Annotated in this window: 18 protein-coding genes and 1 riboswitch; of the genes, 6 read left to right on the top strand and 12 right to left on the bottom strand. The window is 58.7% G+C overall.

What is annotated here, in order from left to right:
• Positions 1-138: 138 nt before the first annotated feature.
• The 11 genes from K3819_RS06890 to K3819_RS06940 all read right to left on the bottom strand — a co-directional run bounded on the left by K3819_RS06890 (position 139) and on the right by K3819_RS06940 (position 13733).
• Positions 139-1023 carry an alpha/beta fold hydrolase gene (locus K3819_RS06890; RefSeq protein WP_011332879.1) on the bottom strand — a complete coding sequence of 295 codons (885 nt, stop codon included), beginning with the start codon at positions 1021-1023 and terminating at the stop codon, positions 139-141.
• 316 nt (positions 1024-1339) lie between these two features.
• Positions 1340-2032 carry a pseudouridine synthase gene (locus K3819_RS06895; protein WP_064600709.1) on the bottom strand — a complete coding sequence of 231 codons (693 nt, stop codon included), beginning with the start codon at positions 2030-2032 and terminating at the stop codon, positions 1340-1342.
• Positions 2033-2065: 33 nt separating this feature from the next.
• A complete protein-coding gene (locus tag K3819_RS06900; RefSeq protein ID WP_221398901.1) occupies positions 2066-2284 on the bottom strand; it encodes a cysteine-rich CWC family protein in 219 nt (72 codons plus the stop codon).
• A gap of 5 nt (positions 2285-2289) precedes the next feature.
• Positions 2290-3777, bottom strand: a complete 1488-nt coding sequence (locus K3819_RS06905) for a sensor domain-containing diguanylate cyclase (protein ID WP_221398902.1) — start codon at positions 3775-3777, stop codon at positions 2290-2292.
• 167 nt (positions 3778-3944) lie between these two features.
• Positions 3945-5717, bottom strand: a complete 1773-nt coding sequence (atzF, locus tag K3819_RS06910; protein ID WP_221398903.1) for an allophanate hydrolase — start codon at positions 5715-5717, stop codon at positions 3945-3947.
• Positions 5718-5741: 24 nt separating this feature from the next.
• On the bottom strand, positions 5742-9374 hold the full coding sequence (uca, locus tag K3819_RS06915; protein WP_221398904.1) for an urea carboxylase: 3633 nt from the start codon (positions 9372-9374) through the stop codon (positions 5742-5744).
• A gap of 280 nt (positions 9375-9654) precedes the next feature.
• Complete coding sequence (locus K3819_RS06920; protein WP_221398905.1) at positions 9655-10296, bottom strand: urea amidolyase associated protein UAAP2; 642 nt, start codon at positions 10294-10296, stop codon at positions 9655-9657.
• 11 nt (positions 10297-10307) lie between these two features.
• Complete coding sequence (locus tag K3819_RS06925) at positions 10308-11033, bottom strand: urea amidolyase associated protein UAAP1 (RefSeq protein ID WP_074691078.1); 726 nt, start codon at positions 11031-11033, stop codon at positions 10308-10310.
• Positions 11034-11046: 13 nt separating this feature from the next.
• Entirely contained in the window at positions 11047-11835 is a 789-nt protein-coding gene (locus K3819_RS06930; protein ID WP_129972868.1) for an ABC transporter ATP-binding protein, read from the bottom strand.
• Positions 11832-12647: an ABC transporter permease gene (locus K3819_RS06935; RefSeq protein ID WP_085611623.1), complete on the bottom strand. Its 816-nt coding sequence runs from the start codon at positions 12645-12647 to the stop codon at positions 11832-11834. Before K3819_RS06935 ends, K3819_RS06930 begins: the two co-directional genes overlap by 4 nt.
• 18 nt (positions 12648-12665) lie before the next feature.
• On the bottom strand, positions 12666-13733 hold the full coding sequence (locus K3819_RS06940) for a putative urea ABC transporter substrate-binding protein (protein WP_221398906.1): 1068 nt from the start codon (positions 13731-13733) through the stop codon (positions 12666-12668).
• Positions 13734-13796: 63 nt separating this feature from the next.
• Positions 13797-13897, bottom strand: a riboswitch (guanidine-I (ykkC/yxkD leader).
• Between the two features lie 283 nt (positions 13898-14180).
• On the opposite strand from K3819_RS06940, the gene K3819_RS06945 reads away from it, so the two are divergent.
• The 5 genes from K3819_RS06945 to K3819_RS06965 all read left to right on the top strand — a co-directional run bounded on the left by K3819_RS06945 (position 14181) and on the right by K3819_RS06965 (position 22890).
• Positions 14181-14444, top strand: coding sequence for a hypothetical protein (locus K3819_RS06945; protein ID WP_064383076.1), 264 nt, complete (start codon positions 14181-14183; stop codon positions 14442-14444).
• A 178-nt stretch (positions 14445-14622) separates the two neighbouring features.
• Positions 14623-15024: a hypothetical protein gene (locus K3819_RS06950; protein WP_085611621.1), complete on the top strand. Its 402-nt coding sequence runs from the start codon at positions 14623-14625 to the stop codon at positions 15022-15024.
• Positions 15025-15228: 204 nt separating this feature from the next.
• Positions 15229-16428, top strand: coding sequence for a glycosyltransferase family 4 protein (locus tag K3819_RS06955; protein ID WP_221398907.1), 1200 nt, complete (start codon positions 15229-15231; stop codon positions 16426-16428).
• Between the two features lie 46 nt (positions 16429-16474).
• On the top strand, positions 16475-17335 hold the full coding sequence (locus K3819_RS06960) for a hypothetical protein (protein ID WP_085611619.1): 861 nt from the start codon (positions 16475-16477) through the stop codon (positions 17333-17335).
• Positions 17336-17337: 2 nt separating this feature from the next.
• Positions 17338-22890 carry a calcium-binding protein gene (locus K3819_RS06965; RefSeq protein ID WP_221398908.1) on the top strand — a complete coding sequence of 1851 codons (5553 nt, stop codon included), beginning with the start codon at positions 17338-17340 and terminating at the stop codon, positions 22888-22890.
• 77 nt (positions 22891-22967) lie between these two features.
• On the opposite strand, the gene K3819_RS06970 is transcribed toward K3819_RS06965, so the two are convergent.
• Entirely contained in the window at positions 22968-24080 is a 1113-nt protein-coding gene (locus tag K3819_RS06970) for an enoyl-CoA hydratase/isomerase family protein (protein ID WP_085611617.1), read from the bottom strand.
• Between the two features lie 132 nt (positions 24081-24212).
• Between K3819_RS06970 and ung the strand changes: the two genes are divergently transcribed.
• Positions 24213-24908 carry a uracil-DNA glycosylase gene (ung, locus tag K3819_RS06975; protein WP_085611659.1) on the top strand — a complete coding sequence of 232 codons (696 nt, stop codon included), beginning with the start codon at positions 24213-24215 and terminating at the stop codon, positions 24906-24908.
• Positions 24909-24910 lie beyond the last annotated feature (2 nt).

A 24910-nucleotide genomic window follows, 5' to 3' on the forward strand; every position in this document is an offset into this window, starting at 1 on the left:
ACGGATTTGAAGTTTTCTTTGCACGCGAACTACGGAAAGTCCTGAAACAGAGCCGAAATCGGTCAATCGCGGGCAAGCGCTGCGGGCTGCAGGACGGCTGAATCTCAGCCTCGCAGGCTTGCTCGCGACGACACTGTTTCAAATGGCCAATGCATGGTGATCCTGGACAAACTGGTAACGCGTTCGGCTGGCCTGTTGCGCCGGTTTCAGGAAACCGAGCAGGGCGTTCTGGCTGTCCCGGCAGGCGGATTTGTGTTCCATGTCGAGGAAGTGCCCGGTGGCCTGAAGGGTGGTGAAGGTGCTCTGCGCGACGTGGTTGCCGAACAGTCGGGCGTCTTCGGCGGCGGTGTATTCGTCCCATTCGCCGTTCAGGAACAGCACCGGTACGTTGATTTTCTTCGCCGCGTTCAAATAGCACTGACGGTCGCTGTGTAGCACGTCGTTGATGTGGAAATGCATCTGCCCGTATTCGTGCTCGGCCAGGCTGCTGACGTGGCGATAGTTGAAGCGCTTGAACAGCGACGGCAGGTGTTTGCCGATGGTGTCGTTGACGAGGTGCCCGACTCGGTCGCCGTCGCGTTTGCCGAGGCATTCGACGCCGCGTTCGAGGTAATCGAGCATGTGCGCGTTGATTACTGGCGAGAACGAGCTGATCACGGCTTTTTCAATGCGCCGAGGCTGATGCGCGAGGGCGACCATGGTCGCGGCGCCACCCCAGGAGAACGACAGCACGTGTTCGGCCGCGAAGTGATCGATCAGCTCCAGCAGGATCAGACCTTCAACTTCTTTCGTCAGATGTTTCTCGTGGCGGTTGTGGACTTTCGACTTGCCCGCGTAGGGCTGGTCGTAGCAGACCACATTGAATTGCGGGTGCAGATTTTTCACGGTTTGTGCAAACGACGCAGTCGTGGCCATCGAGCCGTTGACCAGGATGATGGTCTTTTCTGCGGCGTCTGCGCGATAGAACTCCGTGTAAACCCGATACTGACCCTGTATATCCAGCACAGCGATTTCTGGCCTCATGTCATAAGACTCCTGGCAAGCAAGCGGGTATGCGCGCAAATGAGATTGCACGAGCTTTGTGACAGGTAGGCATATGCCTGGAATTTTGTGGCCCATGTCGATCCGGTACGGCAGGTCGACGGGTGTTGTTATTGGCGGGCAGTCTGCCGGCTGAGGCGCAGCCCTGATGGGCTGTCTACCGACAAAAAGTTTCTTGGATGTTATGTGTGACTCATCGGTCACAATTTGGCCGACGACCTGATTCAAGCAGGGGGATCCGGATCGCGCAAGTGCCGTTGGTAAATTGTTCGACAACTTCTGCTGAGCGGTCGGCTGCTTAGAACAAATGAATCTCTTCGGTGCGCAAAGCGCGGTACTCGCCCGGTTTTAGCGCGTGATCGAGCGGCAGCGGGCCCATGGATTCGCGGTGCAGGCGCAGCACTTTGTTGTTGAAGTGGCCGAACATGCGCTTCACCTGATGGTAACGACCTTCGACGATGCTCAACCGCGCAGTTCGCGGACCGAGCACTTGCAGCTGCGCCGGTTGGGTGGTCAGGTCTTCGAAGGCGAAGTAGATCCCCTCGGCGAACTTGATCGCATATTCCGGGCCGATCTCCTGTTCGGTCTCGACGTAATAGACCTTCGGCAGTTTGGTCTGCGGCTGGGTCAGGCGCCGCGACCAGCTGCCGTCGTTGGTGATCAGCATCAGCCCGGTGGTGTTGAAATCCAGCCGCCCGGCGATGTGCAGGTCGTCTTTGTCTGGCTCGTGGATCAGGTCGAGCACGGTCGGATGCTCGGGATCGCGGGTGGCGCTGACGCAGCCCTGCGGTTTGTACAGCATGAAGTAGCGCGCCGGTTTGCCGGGTTGCAGCACTTCGTCGTCGACCTCCACGCGGCTGAACTCAAGGACTTCGCTGTGGGGATCGCTGACGACTTTTCCGTCAATGCGCACGCGCTTTTCCACCAGCAACAGGCGAACCTGCTTGCGGTTGTAGCGGGGCAGGTTACTCAGGAAACGGTCGACACGCATGATCAGCAATCGGCAGGAAGCGGGGCGCGCATCTTACGGGATCGACGGCCTGGCCGCTTGCAGTTGCGCCTCGACCTGGGCGCAGCGCGGGCACAGGCAGGACTTGTCGCGCAGTTCCGGCGGCAGGGCTTCGAGCACTGCCGGATCGATGGAAACGCCGTAGCACCAGCAGGCGCGGTCGGCGGTGCGCGGGTCGGCCAGGGTGCAGTCGTTGCGGGCGCCGCAGGCCGGGCAGAGGTCAGGTGTGTTCATGAGTGTCAGGCATAGGTCGAGTGAGGCATTTCCACGCAGGTGCGGTTGCGGCCGGTCTGTTTGGCCCGGTACATTGCATGATCGGCCCGGGACAGCAGACTGTGCAAGGTGTCATCCGGTTGCAGGGTGGTGGCGCCGATGCTGACGGTCAGATTCAGGGTGTAACCGTTGTAGGCATATTCATGCTGTTCGACGTGCTGGCGGATCTTCTCGGCAATCTTCTGACCGGTTTCGCCGTCGGTGTCCTTCAGCAGCACGATAAATTCCTCACCGCCCCAACGGCAGACAATGTCGGAATGCCGCAGACAACTTTGCAGGTCCCGGGCGAAACCGATCAGCACCTGATCGCCGGCCATGTGCCCGTAGGTGTCGTTCAAAACCTTGAAGTGATCCAGATCCAGCAGCAACGCGGTCAGCGGTTTCGGCTCACGGTGCGCTTCGTGCAGCGCTTGCACGGCGAGCAGGTCGAAGCCGCGGCGGTTGGGCAGTTCGGTGAGGCTGTCGAGGGTGGCCTGGGCGTGGATCTTTTCCTGATAGCGGCGGATCAAGCGGTTGACCAGGGCCAGCACGATCAGCGTCACCAGCAGGCAGATCAGCAGGTTGAGGTACAGCGACTGGCGGATTTCGCTCAGCGCGCCGTCTTCGCGTTTGTCGACAAACAGGTACCAGTTCAACTCTGGAATAAACCGCACGTTGAGGAAATGCCCCTGGCCATGGGTGGAATATTCATAGCTGCCGCTGTGGGGTTTGGGCAGCTGGCTGACCAGGCTTTTCATGCTGTCGAGGTCGGTCAGGCTTTTCCCGACCCGCGCACCTTCCGGCCCGCCCTCGGCGCCGGTCAGCACCAGTCGGCCGAAGGTGTCGACGAAGTACACACTGCGTTGATAGCGCTGCTGGTACTTGTCGATCAGCTTGATCACCGCGTCTACCGTCAGTCCTACACCGGCAGCGCCGATGAAGCGATCGTTGTAGTCGTAGACCTTGTAGTTGATGAAGAAGGTCATGTTGTCTTTGTTGGCCAGGTCCGGGTCGACGTTGATCTCGTACGGATCCTTCATGTCGCGCACGCGGAAGTACCAGGCATCGCGCGGCTCGTCGATTTTCACCTGCTTGAGCACGCCCTTGGCGTGGTAGTAAGTGTGGGTGGTATTGGAGACGAAAAACGCGGTGTAGGCGCCGTAGTGGGTCATGACCTCGTCGAGGTAGCGGGTCATCTGGTCGCTGTCCTTCTCGCCGTTCACCACCCAGTCGCGCATGAAGGTGTCGCGGGACATCATCGAGGAAATCAGGATCGGTCTGACGAGGTCTTTCTGGATTTCCGAGTACACCGTGTCGGAGGTCAGCGGCAGTTCGGTGTTGACGATGTTGTCGCGGATCGACGCCCGCGAGGCGTAGTAGCTGAGCAGCGAAGTAGCAAGGAAACCTGCGCCGAGCAGGGCGACCAGGGTCAGGACCAGCGAACGTTGGGAGTGAAACGCAGATCTGAGCGGCATTGGCAATTCCGTTGACAGTGACCCGATGGGCAGCATTCTAGTGGCACTGCGGGGAAAAGACTGCGGGATTTGTGCCTGAAATGCGGGGGGATCAGCCGGGCAGGGGTGTCTGGAGAATGGCTCACTCATCCAGCCCCCTCCCGGAACGAGAGGGGGCGGTGTTCGGATCAGTTTCCGGTTTGCAGATATGCTCGCCACCCACCCAAATGGCTGATGTCGGTTGCACCTTCCAGGCCGTAGGGTTCGCAGATGAATCCGCTTTCCCAACGGCCATCCGCCAGTTGCACCTTGCCCAGCCCCAGCGGCGCCGGGATGCCGGTCAGGAACGAGCCCAGCTCACGGCTCGGCAATTCCCAGACTTCCACCTCGATGGCCACGCCACCTTCGGCCACGCGCAGCATCCCCGGACGCAACGGTGGACCGCCGGCCAGGGCATAGAGTTTGTAGTCCTTCGAGCTGTAGGTGGCCTCGATCAGGCGTGCTTCGCGCTGGCGCAGTTGCCAGTTCAGGGCCAGCCCGTCCAGGTGCGCACCGCAGACCACCAGTCGTGCACGGTCATGGCGCGCCGGGTTGTTTGGCGTCGGCAGCCCGGGATCCTGCTGGCGCTGCAAGGCATCGGCCACGCCCAGCAGATACTGATCGGTGAACGCCCGGCCAAGCAGCGTCACACCCCACGGCAACCCGTTGGCCATGAAACCGCTGGGCACGGCGACGGCGGCGTAATCGAGCAGGTTCATGAAGTTGGTGTAGTAGCCCAATTCGGAATTGCGCAGCACCGGTTCGGCGTCGAGTTCCGCCAGCGTCACCGGACGACCGATGGTGGGCGTGAGCACGCAGTCGAGTCCTTCCAGCGCTTTATCGCAAACGGCTTTCAGCGCTTGCAGGCGGTATTGCGCACGGAACGTCTGCACGCCGCTGACGGCCGGTGCTTTGGCCAGCACCGCGCGGATCACGGGCAGCACTGCTTCGGGATTTTCTTCCATCAACTCGCCGGCCACGCTGTAGCGCTCGGCCACCCAAGGCCCTTCATAAAGTAACCGCGCCGCTTCGAGGAACGGCGACAAGTCCAGCTCGACCGCTTCACCGCCCAGAGCTTTCAGACGGTCGATGGCATCGCCGAACAGCAGCGGGCCTTCCTCACAGCCGAAAAATTCCAGGTCTTGCGCACGCGGTACACCGAAGCGAAACGGCCGTGGCGCACCGAACGCGGTGCCGTCGTTCCATGACGGATTGCTGCGGCTGTATTCGTCCCGTGGATCGAGGCGCGCAGTCAGCGCCAGTAGCTGACTGGCTTCCCGCGCCGTTGCGGTGAACGTGGTGACGCAATCGAGCGTGCGACAGGCCGGCAGCACGCCGGCGGTGGAAATCAGGCCTTTGCTGGCCTTCAGTCCAACCAGATTGTTCAACGCCGCCGGCACCCGGCCGGAGCCGGCGGTGTCGGTGCCCAACGCGAAACTGGCTACACCGAGCGCCACGGCCAGTGACGAACCGGCGCTGGAGCCGCCCGACGGATACTCCGGCAACACGCTGTTCGGGCAGGCGCCGTAAGGCGAACGGCTGCCGTTGAGGCCGGTGGCGAACTGGTCGAGATTGGTCTTGCCCAGCGGGATCGCCCCCAGCGCCAGCAGTTGCTCGACGATGGTCGCCGAACGCTCAGGCACATAGGCGAACGCCGGGCACGCGGCGGTGGTGGGAATGCCGGCGAGGTCGATGTTGTCCTTGATCGCGAACGGCACGCCATACAACGGCAGGCTGTCGAGGTCGCGACCGTCGAGGGCGGCCAGATACGGTTCCAATTCTTCGACGCTGAGCAAGTGGATGAACAGGTGGTAGTCCGGGTTCAGCGCCGCCGCCTTGTCCCGCAGCGCCAGCAGCAGTTGCCGCGGTGTGGTGTCGCCATTGCGGTAGGCCTGGCGCAGGGCATCGAGTTGCAGATTCATGGGTTGATCCTTTGGCAAATGGTTTCAGTCGAGTTCCAGCACCACGACCCGTTGTCCGGCACGCACCGCCGATCCCGGCTGCACGCGAATGTCCTGCACCACCCCGGCCATGGGCGCGAGCACGGGGATTTCCATCTTCATCGACTCCAGAATCACCAGCACATCACCGGCCGCCACGCGGCTGCCGACCTCGACCTGCACCTGCCAGAGGTTGCCGGCAATGTGGCTATCGATACTCTGCTGGCCGCTGGTCAGCGGTGTGTCTTCGCTGCTGTCCGGCACGGCTTCTTCGCTGTCGAAGTGCGCCTGGCCACTGGCGATCCAGCGTTCACGCTCAGCCTGGAAGGCACCCTGTTGCTGCGTCCGGAAGGCGTCGATGGTCTCGGCTTCGCGTTGCAGAAAGGCCTGGTAGTCGGCGAGGTTGAGCTGGCTCTGTTCGATGTCGAGGTCGAAGCGGCCGAGAGGAAAGTCGCGGCGGATGCGCAGCAGTTCTTCGGCGCTGACCGGGTAGAAACGGATCTGATCGAAAAACCGCAGCAGCCACGGTTTGCCGTCGAACGCGGCGACTTCGCGATAGCGGTTCCACATCTGCAAGGTGCGCCCGACAAACTGGTAACCGCCGGGGCCTTCCATGCCGTAGACGCACATGTAGGCGCCGCCGATGCCCACCGAGTTCTCGGCGGTCCAGGTGCGTGCCGGGTTGTACTTGGTGGTCACCAGCCGATGGCGCGGGTCGAGCGGGGTGGCGACCGGCGCACCAAGGTAGACATCACCGAGGCCCATCACCAGATAGCTCGCGTCGAACACCGTGCGTTGCACCTCGTCGAGGTTCGGCAGGTCGTTGATGCGGCGGATGAACTCCAGGTTGCTCGGGCACCACGGCGCGTCCTTGCGTACGGTGGTCATGTATTTCTCGATCGCCAACTGGCAGGCCGGATCGTCCCAGGACAGCGGCAGATGGACGATGCGCGACGGTACTTGCAAGTCCTGGGCGGCGCACACCGCATCCCATTCACCGGCGACGATGCCGAGCAGATCGGCCAGCGGCAATTGTTCGGGCTGGTAGTGGATCTGCAACGAACGAATGCCCGGTGTCAGGTCGATCACGCCGTGCAGGTTTTTGCCTTCCAGCGCTTGCATCAGGGCATGGGCGCGAAAGCGCAGGACCAGATCCAGTTCCGGCGCGCCGATTTCCAGCAGCAGATGGGTATCGCCGGACACACGCCCGACCAGCCGCTTGTCGTCCTGACCCAACTCCAGAACCACAGGCGAAACCAGACCCTGTGGGAGCTGGCCTGCCAGCGATGGGGCCCGAGCAGACACCGCGTCAACTTCATCGCTGGCAGGCCAGCTCCCGGAGGCATCCCATTTCAGGGCGAGATCGCGGGCAGTCTTGAGATCGACCGGCTCAAACTGCACCTTGTCCCCGGCCTTGAGCTGACCCAGTTGCCAGAGATCCGCCTCGATCACCGTCACCGGGCACACGAAACCGCCAAGGCTCGGGCCGTCCGGACCGAGGATCACTGGCATGTCGCCGGTGAAGTCCACCGCACCGATGGCATAGGGGTTGTCGTGAATGTTCGATGGATGCAGCCCGGCCTCGCCGCCGTCGGCGCGCACCCACTCTGGTTTCGGCCCGATCAGGCGCACGCCGGTGCGGCTGGAGTTGAAATGCACTTCCCATTGCGTGGCGAAAAAGGTGCCGATGTAGTTTTCAGTGAAATATTCAGGCGCGCCATGGGGGCCGTAGATGACGCGGATCCGGCGCAGGGCAGGTAATTCGCTGACGTGATGGGGGGCTAATGTCTGCCCGACGCTGCGGTCGCTCAGTGGGGCCAGGTGCAACACGTCCCCGGCGCGCAGAGCGCGCCCGCCATGCCCGCCGAACTGACCGAGGGTGAAGGTGCTTTTGCTGCCCAGATAGTCCGGCACCTGCAGGCCGCCGCGCAGGCACAGGTAGCTGCGGGCGCCAGCGTCGAGCAAACCGCCGAGATGTAACTGGCTGCCTGCTTCGATCAACAGCACGGTGTTCATCGGCACCGCTTCGCCGTCGAGGGTCAGCGCCAACGGCGCCCCCGTCACCGCCACCACCGCGTCGCAATTGAAGCGCAGCAGCGGCCCGTTCATGGTGATTTCCAGTGCCGCCGCGCCTTCGGCATTGCCCAGCAAGCGATTGCCCAGACGCAACGCGCGGCTGTCCATCGGCCCCGAGGGTGGCACGCCGACCGCCCAGTAACCGAGGCGACCGGGGTAGTCCTGGACGCTGGTCTGGGTGCCGGCGCTCAGCACTTCAAAGGTGTTGGCTCGATACACCAGACCTTCCAGGCAACGGGTCCACGGCTGGCCGCTGGCGAACGGTGTATCGAGCAGAATCTGCCGCAGGTAATCGCGGTTGGTTTCCACGCCGTACAGCAGGCTGTCGCCGAGGGCCTGGTGCAGTTCGGCGCGGGCCTGTTCGCGTGTTGGCGCCCAGCTGATGAGTTTGGCGATCATCGGATCGAAGTAGGGCGGGATCTCGCAACCGGCCTCGACCCAGGTGTCGATGCGCAGTTGAATGCCGTTGGCCGCAGGAAACTCCACAGCGGTCAGCAGCCCTGGGCTCGGCTGGAAATCGCGCCCCGGATCCTCCGCGTACAGCCGCGCCTGAATCGCGTGGCCGTCCGGTTTCAGGCCCTCAAACAAAGTGCTCAGCGGCGGCAGATCTCCCGCCGCCAGTTCAATCATCCAGCGCACCAGATCAACGCCCCACACCTGTTCGGTGACGCCGTGTTCGACCTGCAGCCGGGTGTTCACTTCCAGAAAATAGAAGCGCTGCGCATCGCTGTCGAAGACGAATTCGACGGTGCCGGCGCTGCGGTAATTCACCGCTTTGGCCAGTTTGATCGCCGCCGCGCACAGCGCATCGGCCATGCCGTCGGGCAGGTTCGGCGCCGGGGTTTCCTCGAGGACTTTCTGATTGCGCCGCTGCACCGAGCAGTCGCGCACGCCGAGGGCGATCACTGCGCCTTGGCCGTCGCCGAACACCTGGACTTCCAGATGCCGCGCACGCTGGATGTACTTCTCGATGAACACTCCGGCGTCGCTGAAGTTGTTCTGGCCAAGGCGCTTCACCGCTTCGAACGACTCGCTCAGTTCGCTGGCGTTGCGGCACACGCGCATGCCGATGCCGCCACCGCCAGCGGTGCTTTTGAGCATCACCGGATAACCGACCTCTGCGCCGGCAGTCAGCGCGGCGTCGAGGCTGTCGAGCAGTTCGGTGCCTTCGAGCATCGGCACGCCGTGCTGTTTGGCCAAGGCGCGGGCGGTGTGCTTGAGGCCAAACACCCGCAGCTGTTCCGGAGTCGGGCCGATGAAGGCAACGCCGTGGTTGGCGCAGGCTTCGGCAAATGCGGCGTTTTCCGAGAGGAAGCCGTAGCCGGGATGGATCGCTGTGGCGCCAGTGGCTTTGGCGATGGCGAGGATCTTTTCGACGGCCAGATAGGTGCCGGCCGCTGCGCCTTCACCGAGGCTGTGGGCTTCGTCCGCTTGCAGGATGTGCAGGCTGGCGGCATCGGCTTCGGAGTACACCGCAACGCCTTCGACGTGCAGTTCACGCAAGGTGCGCAGAATGCGGCAGGCAATCGCGCCACGGTTGGCAATCAGGACTTTTTCGAACATGGCAAAACCCCTGAAGGGGATGCGGGCCGTCCCGCAGTTTTTCGATGAGCGCCGGGGTCGTCCCCGACGGCAAAATCACAATTTCGAAAGTCACCATTGACCTTGTGGGAGCGGGCTTGCCCGCGATGGCGGTGTGTCAGTCATCATCAATGTTGGCTATGCCGACGCCATCGCTGGCAAGCCAGCTCCCACAGGGTTTAGGGGTGTTTTGGGGATTTCAGGCACTGGCCGGAACGGGCCTGGCACAGGGCGAAAAGCCAACGGCGCAGACGGGCGAATGTCAGTTCCATACCAGTAGCTCCGCAGGTGTCGGGTTGTAGGCGTTGCACGGGTTGTTCAGTTGCGGACAATTGGAGATCAGCACGATCACGTCCATCTCGGCGCGCAGGTCAACGTACTTGCCCGGCGCGGAAATGCCGTCCTCGAAAGTCAGGCCGCCGTCGGTGGTCACGGGCACGTTCATGAAGAAATTGATGTTCGGCCCGATGTCGCTTTTGCCCAACCGACCGTCGTGGGCGCAGGCGCGCAGGTAGTTGTCGCGGCAGCTGTGCATGTAGCGTTTTTCCAGGGCGTAACGCACGGTGTTGCTCTCTTGCGCGCAGGCGCCGCCAAGGGTGTCATGGCGGCCGCAGGTGTCGGCGATGATGGTCAGCATCTGTTTGCCAAGGTTGGAATACAACACGCTGCCGGTGCTCAGGTACACGCTGTTCTGCCGGCGCAAAGTGCGTTGCACGTCGTAGCGCTCGCGGGGATTGGCAAGGCTGTAGAACAGCGTATCGACCGCCTGGTTGCCCTCAAGGTCGAGGATGCGCAGGGTCTGGCCGGCCTTGACCTCCATCAGCCAGGGTTCGCCGGCCGGGATGGTGGCGCGGTACACCGCAGCGTCGGGTTGTTTTTGCGAAGTGGCGATAGCAACTGACATGGCGATGATCCTCAGGCGAACAAACGGTCGGTGTTGATAAAGCCGCGCTCGTTCTCCGGGCGCGAGGTACGGCAGTGCTCGGCAACGCTGGCGTCGGCGTTCATCCAGCTCAGCTTCAGCGGTTTTGGCGCGTAGTCGGGCGACGGGTCCATCGGGTGTTGCAGGGCAGTGAGGACAACGAGGGTGTCCATCGGTGCGTACAGCTCGATGTAGTCGCCGGCCTTCGAATGGCCTTCGACGAAATGGAATCGCCCGGCTTCATCGACGTTGACCCGGCTGAATAGGTTGAGGGTCATCAGCAGGTCGGACAGGCCCAGGCCCCACTTGCCCAGTTCTACCAGCAGGTTGTCGGTGCCGTTGCGAAAGAAGCCGTTGCGCAGTTCCTGATAGCGGCCCTGGCCGTATTTTTCCGCGACCTCTTCAGCGCACAGCACACCGCCGAGGCTGTCGCTCCAGCCGCAGGTGTCGGCAGTGATTGCCGCCAGTACGCGGCCCATGTCCGAGTACAGGCAATGGCCGGTGGTGAGCTTGGCGGTGTGTTGGCACTTGAGGCTGTCGGGCAGGTTCAGGCGCTCAGTTTTCTCATTGGCGTTGAGCAGGGTCAGGCTGACGTTGGCACCACCGCGCAGGTCGGTCAGGCGCAGCAACTGGCCGCGTTTCAGGACGAAGGAACGGTGGCCGCCGCCGGGCAGGGTTTCTTCGGCGAAGGGTGGAAACAGTTGGGTCGAATCAGTCATGGGAGCAGTCCTCTCAGGCAATACGAAGCGTGCCGGCCAACGCGGCGGGCAGGGCGTCGACGGCGGCGCGTTGGGCACGGCGGTCGCTGTTCAAAGGGATGTCGTAGGTGATGCGGGCGCCATAGGCGCCGGGGGCGTGCGGGTCGAGGCGGACCTTGTCGAACACCAGCAGGCGGGTGCCGAGGCTGAAACCTTCGGACAGGTCGTGGGTGACCATGAACACGGTCAGTTGCGTTTCGCGCCAGAGCGCCAGCAGCAGCGCGTGCATGTCCTTGCGAATGCCCGGATCGAGCGCGCCGAACGGTTCGTCGAGCAGCAAAACCCGCGGTTTCATGATCAGCGCCTGGGCGATCGCCAGCCGCTGTTGCATGCCGCCGGAGAGCTGCGCGGGGTACTTGTCCAGCGCATGGCCGAGGCCGACTTTGTGCAGCAGCGCCGAGGCCTGTTCGCGGGCGTCTTTTTTCGCGCTTCCGAACAAGCGCCCGAGCAGCGGAGCGCGCGGCAATTCCAGGCCGATCGCAACATTGTCCAGCACGCTCAGATGCGGGAATACCGAGTAACGCTGGAACACCACGCCACGGCTGGCATCCGGCTCTCGGGCCAGCGGCTGGCCGTCGAGCAGAATTTCGCCGCGACTGGCAGTTTCCTGCCCCAGCAGCAGGCGCAGGAAGGTCGACTTTCCGCAGCCCGAAGCACCGACCAGCGTGCAGAACTCGCCCTCGTTGACGTTGAGGTTCAAGCCTTCGAGCACCACTTGGTCGGCGTATTGCTGCCAGACGTTTTTCACCGTGATGAAGCTCATTTGGCCGCCCCCTCATACCAAGGGAATGCCCGACGGGTCAGGTATTTGAGGCCCCAATCCATCAGCCAGGCGAGCAGGGTGATCCAGACCACGTACGGCAGGATCACGTCCATCGCCAGGTAGCGGCGCACGAGGAAAATCCGGTAGCCCAGACCGTCGGTGGAGGCGATGGCTTCGGCGGCGATCAGGAACAGCCACGCCGAACCGAGCATCAGCCGCAGCGAGATCAGCAGACGCGGCAACAGTTGCGGCAGCACCACACGCAGCATCAATGTCCAGGTCGAGGCGCCGAGAGTCTGCGCCTTGATCAGCAGTTCGACGGGGATGTCCCGGGCCCGCTGTTCCAGATCTCGGGCCAGAGCCGGGGTGATGCCGATCACGATCAGCATCACTTTCGACAGTTCGCCGAGGCCGAAGACGATGAACAGGATCGGCAGGATGGCCAGTGGCGGCACCATCGACAGCACCGTCAGCATCGGCGACAACGGTGCGCCGAACAGCGGCAGGGTGCCGGCGGCCATGCCCAGGCATAACCCGGCCAGTGCGGCGATGCCGAGGCCGATGGCCAGGCGTCGCAGGCTCGACGCGGTGTCTTGCCAGAGCAGGTATTCACCGGTGCGGCTGTCGGCGTTGAAGGCCAGGCGTTTCACCGCGTCGGTCATCTGCACCGCGCTGGGCAGCAGCTTGTCGTTGGGATTGTCCGCCAGGCGCTCGGCCGAGCCCATGAAATAGGCGAACAGCACCAGGGCGAACGGCAGGATCACCAGCAACAGGCGACTCGGGCGATCCGGGTGGCGATTGATCAGGCGCATGGCCAAATCCTCCGTGTCTTACAGCTTGGCGTCAGCGGCCATCTGCACGTAGGTCGGATCGAAACGCAGCTTGAGGTTGCCGGTGTCGCCGCTGGTCACGCCGTTGGCGAATGCCATGCCGACCGCGCTGGTGTCTTTCGCGCCTTCACCGAGCAAACCGTGCTGGAACGAGAACTCGGCGACCCTGCGCATGGTTTCCGGCAGTTGCTTGCTGGTGGCGAACGCCAGGGCTTCTTTCGGTGTGGCGAAGAGTTTGGTGGTGTCCAGTTGCGCCTGGAATCCGGCCAGGTCGGTGCCCGAGGCTTTGGCCATGTGCTCCAGCGCGGCTTTGCTCGCCGCGTTTTTCGCGTTCATCAACTCGACCACTTCGAACCACGCGCCGGTCAGTGCCTTGCCCAGGGCCGGGTTGTCTTTAAGGGTGGCGCTGTTGACCACCATCATGTCCATGATTTCGCCGGGGATCTGGCTGGAGTTGAAGACTTCGGTCACGCCCGGTTTGGCCTTGATGTCCGAAAGCATCGGGTTCCAGGTGGTGACGGCGTTGACCTGTTCGGTGTTGAAGGCGGCGGAAATGTCGGCGTCGGAGGTGTTGACCACTTTCAGGTCTTTTTCGGTCAGATCGACCGAGTCCAGTGCGCGGGCCAGCAGGTAATGCGAGACCGACAGTTCGACCAGGTTGACGTCCATGCCCTTGAGGTCGGCGACTTTCTTGCCGTCGCCTTTGAGGACGATGCCGTCATTGCCGTTGGAGAAATCGCTGACGATCAGCGCGGTGCTGTCGACGCCGCCGGCGGCCGGTATGGTCAAGGCATCCATGTTGGTCATGGTGCAGCCGTCGAACTGGCCAGCGGTGTACTGGTTGATCGACTCGACGTAATCGTTGAGTTGCACGACATCAATCTTGATCCCGTACTTCTTCGCCCATTTGTCGACGATGCCCTGGCTGCCGGCGTATTCCCATGGCATCCAGCCGGCATAGATCGTCCAGCAGACGCTGAAGTGGTCTTTCTGCGCGGCGGGGGATTGAGTGCTGATGAGCGCGGCGAACGCGGCGGCGAGCAGGGCGGGCAAACGTAGTCGGGACATGGTGGCTTCTCCAGTTGATCAAGGGCGGACAGGAAGGCAACGCGGCACCGCGAACGGTGGCTTGTCTCCCGGGCTTTTGTCCCGCCGTGTAACCTCAACTGGAGGTCGCCAACTCTCGGACCAGCCACTCGCAGATGCGAGCCGGAACCCTAGTCAGCCATTGCAAATTGTGGTGCCGCGAACCTGTGATGACTCCTGCACGGGTTTGCTAAAGCGAGAGGCGTGCCAAGTCGGGTCGGGCCCTCTGCTACGGGCGTTCGTGAGGTTGCGGTTGATGGCGAACGCCTGTGGGCGCTTTGTGTTGGTGCGCGGTTGCACCGTCATGCAGCGTCCGCTGCCGCTGATCCGATGCCCCTGAGGGTTGGGCACTCGGTAGCGGTCAGCCAGTCAAATCTGATGTCAGCCGGTCTGTGCCGACTGCTGTCACAGGTCTTTCAGGAGGCCGCCATGCGTATTTCAAAATTGCTACGTCGGGTGCTGCTGGGAGCAGTGCTCGGTCTAGGGCTGTCCGGCTGTTACTACTACGCCGGCGGCTACGATGTTTACTCCACGCCCTATTACTATCCCGGCTATTACTCGCCCTATTACTACGGTGGTTATTACGGCCCGCGTTACTACGGTGGCGCCCGCTATTACTACGGCGGCCATGGCTATCGCGGCGGCTACGGACGGGGTTATCACGGCGGCGGATACCACGGTGGGCACCACTAATCAGCGGCTGAATGACGGCGTTTCTGCATGAACAAGGTTTCATGAATCACTTGTTTCAAGTTGTTGCAGAAACGCACCGGATGCCGAAATCGCTGTCAGATATTTCGTCAGTCGCCGAATGAAAGACTGACGCCTGCCAGCGTCGCTGGTGTGGCTACCCGCGGTCCAGGAGGCCGCCATGTATCGCCGAATTCTTCTGTTTACCGTGATGCTTTTTTCCCTTGGCGGATGCGTCCCTTATTCCTACGGAGATGGCTACTACAGCTCAGAGGTCTACACATCGCAGGCACCTTCGTATTACAGCGGTGGCACTTATTACACCGGCGGCAGCACGTATTATTCGGCGCCGCGCTACTACCAGCCTGCACCACGCTATTACCAACCGGCTCCACGCTATTACTCGGCGCCTCGTTACTACCAACCGGCCCCGCGCTACTACGAGAACCGTCGCTGGCACGGTCATGATCGCGGACGCTGGGACGACCACCGTCGCAGTGGCTGGGATGACCGCCGGGGTCGTGGCAACTACGACCGTCACAGTGGACGCGGCGACTACAACCGACACGGCAACCGCTGGTAACCCCCCGCAAAAAAGCGGCGCATTGAGCGCCGCTTTTTTTGTGCCTGTTTTTTGCGTTGGTGTGGTTTCGCACCATCTCCTAGGGGGTTCTCGGAACCCTCCTACAGTTTTATTTCTGGGCATTTGTTAGCGTTTGTATGCACATGTTGATGTTGAAAAACTTCAATTTCATGGAGGTGTATAAGCGCGGGATATTGCTCGGATATGAATCTTCTTATCATTCATCAGAATTTTCCCGGTCAGTTTCGTCATGTGGCGTTGGACGCATTGCGCAGGCGTCTGGGCGTCATTGCAATTGGGCGCGATACAGCGCCAGGTATTGCCGGGGTAAAGTTATTTCGATATCGACCATCAAGGAAGATGATTAATGGCGTTCATAACTATTTGTACAGATATGAAGAGGCTGTTTCGGACGGGCAACAAGTTCAACGAATATTGAAGAGACTCAGCCAGGCAGGCTTTCGGCCTGATGTAGTTCTTGCCCATCCTGGGTGGGGTGAAACGCTATTCGTCAAAGATGTTTACCCCGATGTGCCGCTAGTTCATTTCTGTGAGTACTATTACCGAGCGCGTGAGGCAGACTCTGGTTTCGATCCTGAATTTCCCTGTGCGATGGATGCGTCTTCAAGGCTTAGAGTCTTGAATTCGATGCATCTTGTGAATGTCGAGCAGTGTGATGTCGGGATTGCACCTACACAATGGCAGCGCGGTCTTTTTCCGAAAGTATATCAGTCTAAAATTCGCGTCATTCATGAAGGGGTTGTTCAATTTGCAGAGTCGGAAAAGGTCGAATCTGTAACTCTGCCGAGTGGTCGCGTGTTAAGAACAGGTCAGCCTATCGTGACTTATGTCGCCAGAAACCTCGAGCCGTACCGAGGCTTTCATAGTTTTATGAGATCCATTCCCTATATTCAGGAAAAGTGCCCGAGCGCGCAGGTCATTGTAGTGGGTGGGGATGATGTCAGTTATGGGCGGATGCCCATTGGATACCCCAACTGGCGAAGCAAGATGGTCGCGGAGGTGGATATTGATATTTCCAATGTTCACTTTGTTGGGAAGTTGCCTTATCAAACATACAGATCGGTTCTGAGTCTTTCAAAAGCTCACGTGTATTTGACATATCCATTTGTTTTGTCCTGGTCTCTGTTGGAAGCAATGGCATCTGGCTGTGTTGTCGTAGGTTCAAATACCGCTCCCGTGCAGGAAGTTATCGAAGATGGATTTAACGGGATACTTGTGGGCTTTTTTGACGCTGAGGAAATCGCCACGGCAGTGTGCAGGGTTTTAAAGTCTTTCGGTGGTTTTGAGTCTATGAAGGATGCGGCGAGGTTGAAGGCAAGCGAATTCGATGTGGTTAAAGGAGTAAGCGGTTACTTTGAAGTGTTTAAGGAGTTGATGAGGTGAGTTGTTTCGAGTGATGTGATTGGTCATTTTAAAATGGAGATTTGAAATGCTTAAGATGTCTCGCAAGGAAGTTTTTCGCCAGTGCAGAAGGGGGATTAAATATGGAGTGTTACTAGCGATCTGTTATTGGGTCGTTGATTTCTGTATCCGATGGGAGGAGGCCGCAGAGGCGCGGGAGATTTATCAGAAGAAACAAGGGGAATGCAGCAGGAAGCTGGCGGGTATGGAGCAGGTCCCGATACTTGGCGGCAGCCTGCTGGATCGTACAAGGATTCCCGGGTTCTATTTTGGATCGACATTAAGGAGCGACGGTTCCTGTATTGCCGATCTTCTTGATGGGTCATTCTGGTGGACGGGAAAAGAACTGGTTCCTGTATATGAAACTCTTGGGGTAGAACCACCCACCAGCTGGACGCATTACCACGTTACCGCCAGGCTTTACACCAGAAGGGATACCACGGAACCGCACAATATGGGCGGACGGCATGGGGATTGGCCGGATGAGCTGGTTGTAAAGCTGAAGAACTACCCAGGCCTGGAACTTTGGCTTACCGCATCACCACCCAGTATCAAAAATGAATTCTCTGTTCGAACGTTTGTTATGCACGACTGGCGCCGGCGTGATGGAACACCACGGACGATAAATTGTGATGGTTTAAATTCGCCAGAATCTAAAGCTTCGGCCAGTGGTTTGAGTAAAGCATATCTTCTGAAAATGAATAAGGAACAGTTGGAGAATTTGGAGTTTGGCAGTTTGCGTGCGTACTGTACGGTCGAGTTGCATAGTTTTGACTTTGCAGGTGGGGATGGCCGTATACATTTGGGTACAGAAGGATTACGGGGTGCTCCTGAAGCGCTTAAGTCTGTTAGTGACTATCTTTCACGTTCAATTATTACAGGGAAGTAAATGTGACTTATATATTCAGCGATTTGGAAAAGACGGCAATTTTGCAGGCTGCAAATGTTTGTGATGGGATGGAATTCAATGTCGAGCGGCAAGAGTATCGTGCTGTGGCGGTAGAGGGGCGAAACTGTGCTGTACTTTACCGCGCATTGTCAAATATTTTGGGTGAAAAGTTTTTAGATTGTTCTGCGTTCGATGAGAACGTAATGGGCATTTTTAAAAATGCCAAACTCTGGCTCGATGTAGCAATTGATGCGAATGGCGGGGTGGGCGCTTACTCTACGTTGATCCGAGCCTACACCCTGCGGCAGGGGGAGTTGAGGCTAAATAAAAAGTTTAGCGATTTCAAGATGCAAGAGTCATCTAATCAGGTGGCTGTCAATTTCATGAACGCGCTGATAAAAGGGTCCGTTGAACATGATTTGGCGCCATGGGCTGTGCCCTCCATAAGCCAAATTGCAGCAATCGATGCGAGCGCTATTGGTAAAGTATTATTTCGTGAAGATGTTGGTGACATTGATACAGCTACCAGTCGTAATGCGGGATGGTCTGGAACAATCGGCTTTAGCCTGCTGGGTGGAGAAAGACCCTATGAAACCTGGCGATTGATCTCCGCCGGTGATCCGGATTCCCACATCAAAGGTAATCATGACCTCGCCAAGTTCAATAGGCTCGATGACCTAAAGAATATTCTGTTTTCCGTGGACTCATACAGTGTTGCATTGCAGGCAGTGATTAAAAACTTCGGGTCGAATATGGTTGAAAGCCTGTTTTCAGTCCTGCCCGAACAGATAAACATCGCTCTTGCCAGTGGCAGCATCAATCCGCTGATTCAGCATGTGGTGAAAGGTACGCCCATCTCACCTATTGTCAGCCTGATATTGCGATATAACCTGAATGATTTCTTTGACATGCTCAGGCGAACCTACGACGGAAACTCGGCCGCCACGCCTACCACCGACGAAACCTTCGCCTCCAATGCCTACACATTTTTCTCCGCACTTTCTCCGTCTCAATCGCAAAGCATCGTTACCAGAACCATTGGCGAGTATGGCAGTGCCAAGGACTGGGCAACGTTGGCCAGTCAGGCAACGCCAATCGGCGCCGCATTACGCAATTCCCTCAAGCAACTAAGCGAAATAGTGATTGAGCGGGCCGACGGTTTTTCCGGACGCGAACTGGAGCTTTACGATCCCGAAACGGGGGAGGGTTTCATCACTGAGCAGTGGCTTGCCGATCGTTCTGAAATGCTGGCCCGGCTGATTTCCCGAACCAATGGATCGTTCGGTCGAAACACTGTCCAGACCTTTTCCTATTCGGATTTGGCTTCAGGCAGACAGGCCCCGATGACCACAGGCGTCTCAAACCCTCTGGTCATGTTTGGTGATGACGGCGGACGATCATTTGGTGGCGGAACGAATACCGATCATCTTTACGGCGGTGGCGGCAACGATTCAATCAGCGGACTTTCCGGTAATGATTTTATCCAGGGGGCTCGCGGTAACGACTTTTTGAGTGGAGGCGATGGGAATGACGCGTTGCACGGGATGGTTGGTGATGATGTTTTGGTGGGTGGAAAGGGCAACGACTCTCTGACGGGAGGGGCGGGTAACGATCGATACGAGTTCTCCAGCGGAGATGGAGTCGACGAAATTTTTGATGCGGACGTTGGGGGCGCGTTGCTGATAAATGGACTTCCGATCCCACCTCTCGAACGCAGTGCTCCGCTCAGCAATATCTGGCTTACGGAAGATCGAGCCATCAGCTTGACGCTCATTGAAGATCTGGCTGAAAACACGCTGAACATTAAATACGGACTGAGTGATCTCATCGTCGTAAAGAATTTCAAGCCAGGGATGCTCGGCATTGATCTTCCTGATTACCAAAGCCAGACCCTCTCCGTCCCCGACCTGGTCCTTCAAGGCGACTGGAAAGTTAAAGATAACGACCCGAATGTTCGCGGAGATCAGCCTTCCTTTGATGAGTTGGGCAACGCCGTGCATTTGCCCAATGTTAAGCAGAGGAACAAAGCCGACCTGCTTTATGGATCACCGAAAGATGACCTGATCGTTGGTCTTGGCGGGTCTGATCGATTGTTCGGCAAGGACGGCAATGACCGTTTATTCGGTGACAAGCAGTCGACGCTGGAAAATGCCTTTGCCGATGCAACAAAGGGAAAGACCAGCCGTGGCGACTGGCTGGATGGTGGGCAGGGTGATGACCTGCTTGTCGGCACTGCCTCGCGAGACGTGCTGCTCGGCGGGATCGGTCGAGATACCTTGGTCGGGGGAGCTGGTGATGACAATTTATCCGGTGATGAAGCAACGGGCGCACATGAGCAAAATTGGGAATACAAGCAAATCAACGTTCAAATCCCCGGTGGAGTCACTAGCTTTCGTACCGTCTTCGAGAACTCCTCTTTGAACCAACCCTTGGAGGGGGGCAATGACGTTCTCTATGGCCAAGGGGGCCGGGACTTTATCAATGGAGGCTGGGGAGATGATCTGCTTGACGGCGGAAGTGAAGACGACACGTTGGCCGGGGAGGGAGGTAATGACACGCTGGCTGGCGGGAGTGGCGATGACACATTGTTTGGAGACAACCTCGATTGGGGTGGCGGTCTCCACGGCAGCCACCATGGCAACGATTTTTTGCAGGGCGGCGATGGCGATGACGCTCTAGCCGGCAACGGTGGTAACGACGTGCTGTACGGTGGCGCTGGCAATGATGTTCTGAACGGAGATGACAGCGTACTGCAAGGAGTTTCGGGTGATGCGGCGCATTTTTTCGGGATTGATTTTCTGGATGGCGGCGCGGGGGACGATACCCTCTGGGGCGGAGGTGCGGATGACTTACTTTTCGGTGGCAGCGGTAACGACGAATTGGTTGGTGATTACCATGAGCACCCAATTCGTTACCACGGTGATGATTATCTCGATGGCGGTGCGGGTGACGACACACTCCGTGGGTTGGGTGGCTCCGACACACTGAGAGGCGGATCAGGCGCCGACGCTCTGGATGGCGATGAGCCCAACTTGCAAACGGGCGGAACCAACGATGACCACATTCAAGGTAATTCAGGAAACGATACGCTCTGGGGTGGTTTGGGCGCCGATACGCTTTTGGGCGGTGCCGATGATGACTTTTTGATGGGGGACTACGAGCAAACATCCGAAGCAGAACATGGCGCTGATTATCTTGATGGCGGTTCAGGCAACGACACTTTGCTGGGCGGTGGCGGAAACGACACGCTGGTTGGCGGGGAGGGAGTCGATTATTTGCGCGGCGGCCCTGGCGATAACGTGTTTGAGGGTGGTGCCGGCAACGATTATCTGGAAGGGATGCAGGGTAACGATGTTTTCTACTTCGGAGTGGGTGATGGACTGGATGTTGTTACCGATACCGGTGGCAACAACGTCGTAAGTTTTGGCGATGGATTTTCTGCGGAGAACTTGCAAGCCAAGATCGTTAATCTTGATGCGGGCACGGCGTTGCGGCTGTCGAATGGTATTGGTGACGCGCTTCTGATTCGTCACCATGAGAAATGGGCAGGTTCGACGTTCAGGTTCAACGATGGCGTGATCCTGAATTTCCAGGATGTAATCAAATTAACGGTGCAACCGGTAGATGTAAGAGATCCGTCCGCGACAATTGCTACGGTGCCCGATGCCGGAAAAATGCAGGACATTGAGAGCGAAGCAGTCGTCCAGACACTGCCCGATGACTTAGCCGCTTCTACTGAGAGGGAAGGTAGTGAAACCAGTCGTCACATCGACTGGGATAGCCTTTTTCTTTCGGAACTGAAAGCAAAGCGCTCAGCGGACAGGCAGGCATCAGGATTTGCACTGAACGATCAGGGTGTTTGGGTTAGAAGTCATATTGCTACCGACGAAAGTGGTTATGCCATCAGCGCCGAATTGATCCATGAGGACGTTGAAGCCGGGGTCTTTTCCAAGACACCTGAGTGGATGGGAGCGATTGCCGCTGACGCCGTGGTGACTGAAAGGCAGTCAATTTCTGCAACGAAAACCACGTTCAAGTTTGTAAAAGCTGAAACTGCGCAATTACCGAAACAAAAGCCAAAATATTACCCATCTGGCTCCAGTTATTCGGGGTTCTCGTTCAACGTGGGTGATGCTGTAGTCGAAGATATAGACCACTCGGGCGCCATTAAGGGTTGGTATGTGTATCCCGCTGGCAGTTTTGAAAATCATGAAACTGTTCGTAAAGCCTTTCGCTGGAGCTCTACTACCCAAACGATCAAGCATAAAGTTGTTCATGGTAATGACGCTGGCGGCAGGGTAAATCTCGAAGTGGGAAATCTCTTTCATGGCGGTGCAGGAGATGACTTGGTGGTTACCCATGCTGGTTCAGTGCTTGATTACGGCGGGGTGAACGACAGGATCCCAGGCGCATTTTTATCGGCTGGCGCAGGCAACGACACACTGCTTGGCTCTGCGGGTGCCGATTATTTGATCAGTGGGCCGGGAGAAGATTGGCTTTACGGCGAAAACGGTCCCGACACTTACATCGTTGGAGCGCATGATGGCGCAACCACCATTATTGCGGACGTGCTTAACCCTGTTTTTTCGAGTCCTGAGGTTGGCGCTTCCGGGTGGAGTGAAGAGTTTGGGGCGCTTGATATTGATACAGTCGTTCTTCCGGAAGAGGCGAAACCAGATAAGTTGAAGCTAACCTGGGGCGCTGTGTTGGTTGAGACGGTAAATATCGAACTCTCACCCGCCCCACCACGTAGCGCTCATCGTCAACCGCCTCGGGCCCAGATGTTGTACACCACACTCGATATCGAATGGGGCGGAACTCAAAAAGTACGAATCGTTTTGCCCAATCCGGATGACATCGGTGGTTCCGGTATTGAACGGGTGAGGTTTTCTGACGGGTCGAGCATCAGTTTTAAAGATCTCGTTAGCCGATTAGGCATCGCCCCCGATACTTATCATCACGGCATCAACGTTCAGGACGCTACTCAGGTTAAGTCCTTTCGAGACAACCATTTTCTCCCCCTCGTGGGCGGTCGCGGTAATGACACCCTCAGAGGCGCTGGTGAAATAAGAGGGATGCAAGGCGATGATCTGCTTTGCGGTGGCTCTGGCGATGATGTGCTTTACGGTGGGCAGGGCAATGACACTTTGTCCGGTGGCGGGGGTAATGATGTGTATAAATATGATGGTCTCGGACGAGATCTGGTAGTCAATGCCGGTGGCGGAACTGACGGTATAGACTTTTCAGAAGTCGGACTGTCCATTGACCATCTAAAGTTCCACCGTGAACGGGATGATCTCGTCATCGTAGTCAGTTATGGCATGTCGCCAAAGATTCGTGTCTCCGAACACTTTTCAGGAGGCAATGCCGCTATCAGCTTCATCAGCGTTCAAGGAGAAGAGGGAGGTGTTGAAAATTACACGGCGAATCAACTCGCTGAGCTTTTGCACCCTCTACCTCCGTTGCGGGACGTAGAGGATATCTTGCCGAGAAATGATGAAGAGGCGTTGCGGGCAATGAAGGAAATAATCGCGTTTTACGAGTTGAATGTTTGATCGCAGATAGTTTTGCAACTGGCTCAAACTTCCCGCGACAGAGCTCAAGAGACTGCCATCGCGGGCAATGATCGGTTTTAGTATTGCGACAGATCCGCCAACGGATGCCGCCCCTCCCAGACCTTGTGAAAGTGCGCCTCGACCACCGCGTCCGGCACCCGGGCGATGTCCGGCCAGTGCCAGTGCGGTTTTTGATCCTTGTCGATCAGCCGCGCCCGGACCCCTTCGCTGAATTCCGGATGCCGGCAGCAATTGAGGCTCAGGGTGTATTCCATCTGAAAGACTTCGGCCAGCGACATGTGGCGGGCGCGGATGATCTGTTCCCAGACCAGATGCGCGGTAAGCGGCGAACCTTCGCTCATGGTTTTCGCGGCACGGGCAATCAACGGGTCGCTGCTGTCGCGATGCAGGCTGATGGCTTTCCAGGCGCAGATCACGTCGCTGACATCCAGCCATTCATCGATCTGCTGCCGACGCGGCAGCCATTGCGCCTCAGGCATCTGCGCCACGGCTTCCTGCTGCAGTGCCTTGAGCAGGCTGTTGAGCTGCATGGCGGTCTGTTCCTGCCAGTTCAACTGCAACAAGCCGTCGATCAATTCCTGCTGCTGTTCGTCGAGCAGGAAGCGGTCGGCCAGGTCCAGATCAATCGCATCGCGACCGTTCATGTGCGCGCCGGTCAAGCCAAGGAACAAACCGAGCTTGCCCGGCAGCCGCGAGAGGAACCAACTGGCGCCGACATCCGGGTACAGGCCGATGCTGATTTCCGGCATCGCCAGACGACTGCTCGGCGTGACGATCCGGATGCTCGCGCCTTGCAAGAGGCCCATGCCACCGCCCAGCACATATCCGTGTCCCCAGCAGATCAACGGTTTCGGATAGGTGTGCAGGCTGTAGTCCAGGTGGTATTCAGCGTTGAAAAACTGGGCGGCCAGCGGCGGCACCTCACCGGGATGGGCGCGACAGGCTTCCACCAGGCTGCGCACTTCGCCGCCAGCGCAGAAGGCCTTGGCGCCGTTGCCGCGCAGTAGCACGCAGACGATTTGCGGATCCTTGGCCCAGGCGTTCAGTCTGTCACTCAGGGCGTGGATCATCGGCAGGGACAGCGCATTGAGCGACTTTTCGGCATCCAGCGTGGCCACGCCGATGCGCGCGCCGTCGGTGCCGGTGAGTTCTTCGAAGTGCAGATTCATCGTGACCTCGATCGGGAATTTGAACGATCAGTATGATCGCTGTGTGGGAAAGTGCCGGATCTGCGTCAGATCAATTGACAAGCGTGGTCGGCTTTCCTAGGGTTCGCCCCATTGTTTTTGCCGGGTATGACCATGACTGCTGACGACCGTATCAAACTCGAACCGAGCTGGAAGGAGGCACTGCGTGCCGAATTCGACCAGCCCTACATGGCAGAGTTGCGCACTTTTTTGCAGCAGGAGCGGGCGGCCGGCAAGGAAATCTATCCGCCGGGCCCGATGATCTTCAACGCGCTGAACTCGACGCCGCTGGACAAGGTAAAAGTGGTCATCCTCGGCCAGGACCCATACCACGGCCCGGGCCAGGCCCACGGCTTGTGCTTCTCGGTGCAACCGGGCGTGCCGGCGCCGCCATCGCTGGTCAATATCTATAAAGAGTTGAAGCGCGACCTGAACATCGACATCCCTAATCACGGCTATCTGCAGAGCTGGGCCGATCAGGGCGTGTTGATGCTCAACACCACCATGACCGTCGAACGCGCCAACGCCAATGCGCACAAGGACAAGGGCTGGCAGTTCTTCACGGATCGGATCATTGAAGTGGTCAGCCAGAAACAACCGCATCTGGTGTTCATGCTCTGGGGCGCCCATGCGCAGAGCAAGCAGAAGCTGATCGATGCCACCAAACATCTGGTGCTGACCTCGGTGCACCCGTCGCCGCTGTCGGCCTATCGCGGCTTTCTCGGTTGCGGGCACTTCAGCCGCACCAATAAATTCCTGGAGCAGAACGGCGAAGCTCCGATCGAGTGGCGCCTGCCGTTGGTAGTCTGAAA

The sequence above is a fragment of the Pseudomonas sp. 3-2 genome, from assembly GCF_019710535.1.
Lineage (GTDB): Bacteria > Pseudomonadota > Gammaproteobacteria > Pseudomonadales > Pseudomonadaceae > Aquipseudomonas > Aquipseudomonas pharyngis.

What these genes read in the sequence shown, in the direction of transcription:
- K3819_RS06905 (WP_221398902.1), bottom strand. Translation starts at nt 3,777, where the DNA reads ATGCCGCTCAGATCTGCGTTTCACTCCCAACGTTCGCTGGTCCTGACC.
- uca (WP_221398904.1), bottom strand. Translation starts at nt 9,374, where the DNA reads ATGTTCGAAAAAGTCCTGATTGCCAACCGTGGCGCGATTGCCTGCCGC.
- K3819_RS06920 (WP_221398905.1), bottom strand. Translation starts at nt 10,296, where the DNA reads ATGTCAGTTGCTATCGCCACTTCGCAAAAACAACCCGACGCTGCGGTG.
- ung (WP_085611659.1), top strand. Translation starts at nt 24,213, where the DNA reads ATGACTGCTGACGACCGTATCAAACTCGAACCGAGCTGGAAGGAGGCA.
- K3819_RS06925 (WP_074691078.1), bottom strand. Translation starts at nt 11,033, where the DNA reads ATGACTGATTCGACCCAACTGTTTCCACCCTTCGCCGAAGAAACCCTG.
- K3819_RS06895 (WP_064600709.1), bottom strand. Translation starts at nt 2,032, where the DNA reads ATGCGTGTCGACCGTTTCCTGAGTAACCTGCCCCGCTACAACCGCAAG.
- K3819_RS06900 (WP_221398901.1), bottom strand. Translation starts at nt 2,284, where the DNA reads ATGAACACACCTGACCTCTGCCCGGCCTGCGGCGCCCGCAACGACTGC.
- K3819_RS06935 (WP_085611623.1), bottom strand. Translation starts at nt 12,647, where the DNA reads ATGCGCCTGATCAATCGCCACCCGGATCGCCCGAGTCGCCTGTTGCTG.
- K3819_RS06930 (WP_129972868.1), bottom strand. Translation starts at nt 11,835, where the DNA reads ATGAGCTTCATCACGGTGAAAAACGTCTGGCAGCAATACGCCGACCAA.
- atzF (WP_221398903.1), bottom strand. Translation starts at nt 5,717, where the DNA reads ATGAATCTGCAACTCGATGCCCTGCGCCAGGCCTACCGCAATGGCGAC.
- K3819_RS06940 (WP_221398906.1), bottom strand. Translation starts at nt 13,733, where the DNA reads ATGTCCCGACTACGTTTGCCCGCCCTGCTCGCCGCCGCGTTCGCCGCG.
- K3819_RS06970 (WP_085611617.1), bottom strand. Translation starts at nt 24,080, where the DNA reads ATGAATCTGCACTTCGAAGAACTCACCGGCACCGACGGCGCGCGCATC.
- K3819_RS06945 (WP_064383076.1), top strand. Translation starts at nt 14,181, where the DNA reads ATGCGTATTTCAAAATTGCTACGTCGGGTGCTGCTGGGAGCAGTGCTC.
- K3819_RS06960 (WP_085611619.1), top strand. Translation starts at nt 16,475, where the DNA reads ATGCTTAAGATGTCTCGCAAGGAAGTTTTTCGCCAGTGCAGAAGGGGG.
- K3819_RS06890 (WP_011332879.1), bottom strand. Translation starts at nt 1,023, where the DNA reads ATGAGGCCAGAAATCGCTGTGCTGGATATACAGGGTCAGTATCGGGTT.
- K3819_RS06955 (WP_221398907.1), top strand. Translation starts at nt 15,229, where the DNA reads ATGAATCTTCTTATCATTCATCAGAATTTTCCCGGTCAGTTTCGTCAT.
- K3819_RS06950 (WP_085611621.1), top strand. Translation starts at nt 14,623, where the DNA reads ATGTATCGCCGAATTCTTCTGTTTACCGTGATGCTTTTTTCCCTTGGC.